Origin of the sequence: Promicromonospora kroppenstedtii DSM 19349 (assembly GCF_000515355.1) — a bacterium.
In the GTDB taxonomy this organism is placed as follows: domain Bacteria; phylum Actinomycetota; class Actinomycetes; order Actinomycetales; family Cellulomonadaceae; genus Promicromonospora; species Promicromonospora kroppenstedtii.
Genome location: NZ_KI911729.1, coordinates 1,447 through 4,850 on the forward strand (window position 1 = coordinate 1,447; position 3,404 = coordinate 4,850).

Here is a 3,404-nt window from a genome sequence, read left to right on the forward strand (position 1 = left end):
CAGCCGCCCGCGTGCCGGGCGGCCTTGGCGACGCGGTTCGGCGGCAGCGTGGGCGCGAGCCGGGCGAGCATCTCGGTCGCCTCGTCGAACGAGAACCGGAGCTCGGGGAACCGCACCTCGCCGAGCATGCCGCGGGCGCGCAGCCGGTCCACGGGCAGGTGCGGGGCGTGCCGGCTGACCAGGACGACGCGCAGCCACCGTGGCAGGTGCTGCACGAACATCGTCAGCGCCCCGGAGGCCACCGCCTCGTCGACCACCTCCAGGTCGTCGATCACCAGTACGCGCGGGCCGTAGCTGCGTGACTCCAGGTCGTCGAGCAGGGTTCCGACGGCGTCGAGCAGCGCGCGCCGGCGCCGGATCACGTCGGCGGCAGGTTCGGCGCACCCCGGGGCGATCCCGTCGAGCGCGGCGAGGATGCTCAGCCAGAGCTGGGCGGGGTCGCGGTCCGACTCGTCCACGGACAGCCAGGCGTGCGGCAGGTCGGTCCAGCCCACCCAGTCCCGCAGGAGGGAGGTCTTGCCCGAGCCGGCCGGCGCGACCACGAGCGTGAGCGGCGACTCGACGGCGGTGTCGAGCAGCTCGATGAGCCGGGGCCGGCGCACGATGTGCTCGGGGTTGACCGCAGGCCGCAGCTTGGCCTGGTAGACCGTCGCCAGGGGACCAGGTGGGGCACCGGGCGCGGGCTGACGGTCATGCGGTACGCCCGGACCAGGTGAGTGCGTCATCGCCGCTCCACGGGATGGATCTCTTGCGAGGATATCCCCGGGCCGCGCCCCGCGCCCCGCGGGGCCGTCACGAACCCGCGCGCTTGGCCTCCTTGACGGCCTCGTAGCGGTCCAGGGCCACGGCCCGTTCGTCCTTGTGGTCGACGACGCGCTCGGGGTACCCGGCCGGCACACCACCCGGCAGCTTCCAGGGCTGGTGGGCGGCCTTGCCGGGCACGTCAGCGAGCTCGGGCACGTACTTGCGCACGTAGGCGCCGTCCGGGTCGAACCGCTCGCCCTGCAGCACCGGGTTGAACACCCGGAAGTACGGGGCGGCGTCGGTGCCGCTGCCGGCCACCCACTGCCAGCCGTGCTGGTTGGAGGCGAGGTCGCCGTCGACCAGCCGGCCCATGAAGTGCCGAGCGCCCCACCACCACGGCAGGTGCAGGTCCTTGACCAGGAACGACGCCGTGATCATCCGCACCCGGTTGTGCATCCAGCCCTCGGCCAGGAGCTGGCGCATGCCGGCGTCGACGACGGGGTAGCCGGTGCGGCCCTCGCGCCACGCGTCGAACAGCCGGTCGGCCTCGGGACCGCTGTCGGTGGCCAGGGCGTCGAACGCGCGGTCGTAGTTGTGCCGGGCGGAGTCCGGGCGCTGGTCGAGCACGTCGGCGTAGAAGTCGCGCCAGGCCAGCTCGTTGCGGAACGACTGGGCACCGTTCGACCGCTTGGCCGCGATGTCGGCGAGCAGGCTGCGCGGGTGCACGCAGCCGTACTTGAGGTAGACCGACATACGGGAGGTGCCGGGCTGGTCGGGCCGGTCCCGGCCGTCCGCGTACTCCTGCAGGTGGTCACGCACGAACTCGTCCCACCGCCGGTGCGCCGCCGCCTCGCCCGGTTCGGGCAGGTCGGCATCGACGGCGGGCTGGTCGGGGATCTTCGCGGACTGGACGTGGGCCGTCGCCGGGTCGATCCAGTCCAGGTAGCCGGCGTCGGTGTCCGCGGGGGCGCGCCAGCCGTGGTCGGCCCAGGCCCGGCTGAACGGGGTGAACACCCGGTAGCGGCCGCCGTCCCCGGACAGCACCCGCCCGGGCGCGACGGCGTACGGGGACCCGGTGCGCACCAGCGTGCGGTCCGCCTCCGCGAGCGCCCGCTCGACCTCGGCGTCCCGGGCCTGGCCGTAGGGCCCGAAGTCGGCGGCGACGTGCACGGCCCCCGCCCCGATCTCCTCGGCCACGCGGGGCACCACCTCGACCGGGTCGCCCTCGACGACCAGGAGCCGGCCACCCAGGCTCTCGTCCAGGTCACGCAGGCACCCGTACAGGAACCACAGGCGCGCGTCCCCGGCCGGCCCGAGCAGGCGCGGGTCGAGCACGAACAGGGCGAGCGCGGGGGTGCCCTGGCCCGCGGCGAGGAAGGTCGGCTGGTCGGCGACCCGCAGGTCGCGCCGGAACCAGACCAACGACGGGGCTTCGGTCATGCGGCCCACGGTACGGGGGCGCGGCCCGGCTCGCGCCCGGGTGAAACGTGCGCAGTACGCTGACGAGCCCAGCGACCGGGAGGTCCCCCCTGCACAACCACGAGCCCACCGGATACGACTGCCCGTTCTGCGACTTCGACGCGGAGCGCGAGGGCGAGGGCGAGGGCGAGGTGGTCTACCGCGACGACCGGGTCTTCGCGATCATCGAGCCCCGCTGGTGGCCGCGGAACCCCGGCCACGTGCTGATCGTCCCGGTGGCCCACCACGAGAACCTCTACGACCTCCCCGCCGACGACGGCCACGCGGTCTTCGACGCGACCCGGCTGCTCGCCCGGGCGATGCGCCGCGTCTACGACTGCGCGGGCGTCTCGACCCGGCAGCACAACGAGCCCGCCGGCAACCAGGACGTCTGGCACTTTCACCAGCACCTCTTCCCGCGCTACCCCGGTGACGACCTGTACGGCACGCTGCCCGAGCCGGACTGGCTCCCGGTCGAGCGGCGCCGGGCGTACGCGGAGCGGCTGCGGGGCGCGCTCGGCTGAGGTGTTGTCGAGGCCGGTCTCAACGGTGTGGTCGGCAGGATGTCAGGTGGTCGGCAACTCGGGCTGCCGACCACCTGACATCCTGCCGACCACACTGTTCAGGGGGGCGTGCGGTGGGCGCCGCGCCTCACTGACCCTGCTGCGCCACGGCCGCGGTGAACTCCCAGTGCCACGGCTCGTAGGGACCGACGCCGCCCGCCTGCGCCCAGCCCGGGTTGTCCCAGCCGAACTCCGGCGCGTTGGCCTTGAGCCAGTCCCAGCGGTCGCCGGCGTAGCCGTCGGCGCAGATGTCGATCGCGAGGCCCCAGCCGTGGTTGGACGTACCCGGGGTCGCCGTCAGCGTGGGCTTGGCGGCCTTGGCCGTCACCTGCGCCGCGTAGCTGCGGTAGCCGTCGGTGATGCAGATCGCCTCGCCGAACTGCTCGGTGTACGCCTGGTTCAGGCGGGCCAGGGCCACGGCCGCGTCCGCGCGGATGGCGGGGTACCCGTCCCAGAGGTCGCACAGCTCGCTGGCCGGGATCTGGCCGTTCGTGCCCGCGCCCGTGGCCACACCGTCGCAGCCGGGCAGCACCGGCGGGGCGTCGACCTCCACCGCTGAAGCCTCCTCGGCCGGGAGCACCGCGTCCCGGGGAACGGTCACGCCGGCGGACGCCCCGAGCGCCGACCGCTCCTGGCCGC

3 protein-coding genes and 1 pseudogene are annotated in these 3,404 nt (G+C 74.3%); 1 reads left to right on the forward strand and 3 read right to left on the reverse strand.

Annotated features, from left to right (window positions below; all coding sequences use genetic code 11):
• Together PROKR_RS35795 and PROKR_RS21620 are read right to left on the reverse strand one after the other, a co-directional pair.
• Positions 1-725, reverse strand: a pseudogene (locus PROKR_RS35795) (hypothetical protein); the annotation flags it as partial.
• A 67-nt stretch (positions 726-792) separates the two neighbouring features.
• Positions 793-2,184 (reverse strand): cryptochrome/photolyase family protein, encoded by a 1,392-nt coding sequence (locus PROKR_RS21620; protein ID WP_036967284.1) that lies wholly within the window; start codon positions 2,182-2,184, stop codon positions 793-795.
• Positions 2,185-2,231: 47 nt separating this feature from the next.
• Here PROKR_RS21620 and PROKR_RS21625 point away from each other — a divergent pair, with 47 nt between their 5' ends.
• Positions 2,232-2,726 (forward strand): HIT family protein, encoded by a 495-nt coding sequence (locus PROKR_RS21625; protein WP_245605921.1) that lies wholly within the window; start codon positions 2,232-2,234, stop codon positions 2,724-2,726.
• A gap of 127 nt (positions 2,727-2,853) precedes the next feature.
• On the opposite strand, the gene PROKR_RS21630 is transcribed toward PROKR_RS21625, so the two are convergent.
• On the reverse strand, positions 2,854-3,404 hold a 551-nt coding region (locus PROKR_RS21630; protein ID WP_211240198.1), incomplete at its 5' end, for a M15 family metallopeptidase.

Coding starts and splice junctions, on each gene's coding strand:
- PROKR_RS21620 (WP_036967284.1), bottom strand. CDS start 2,184: ATGACCGAAGCCCCGTCGTTGGTCTGGTTCCGGCGCGACCTGCGGGTC.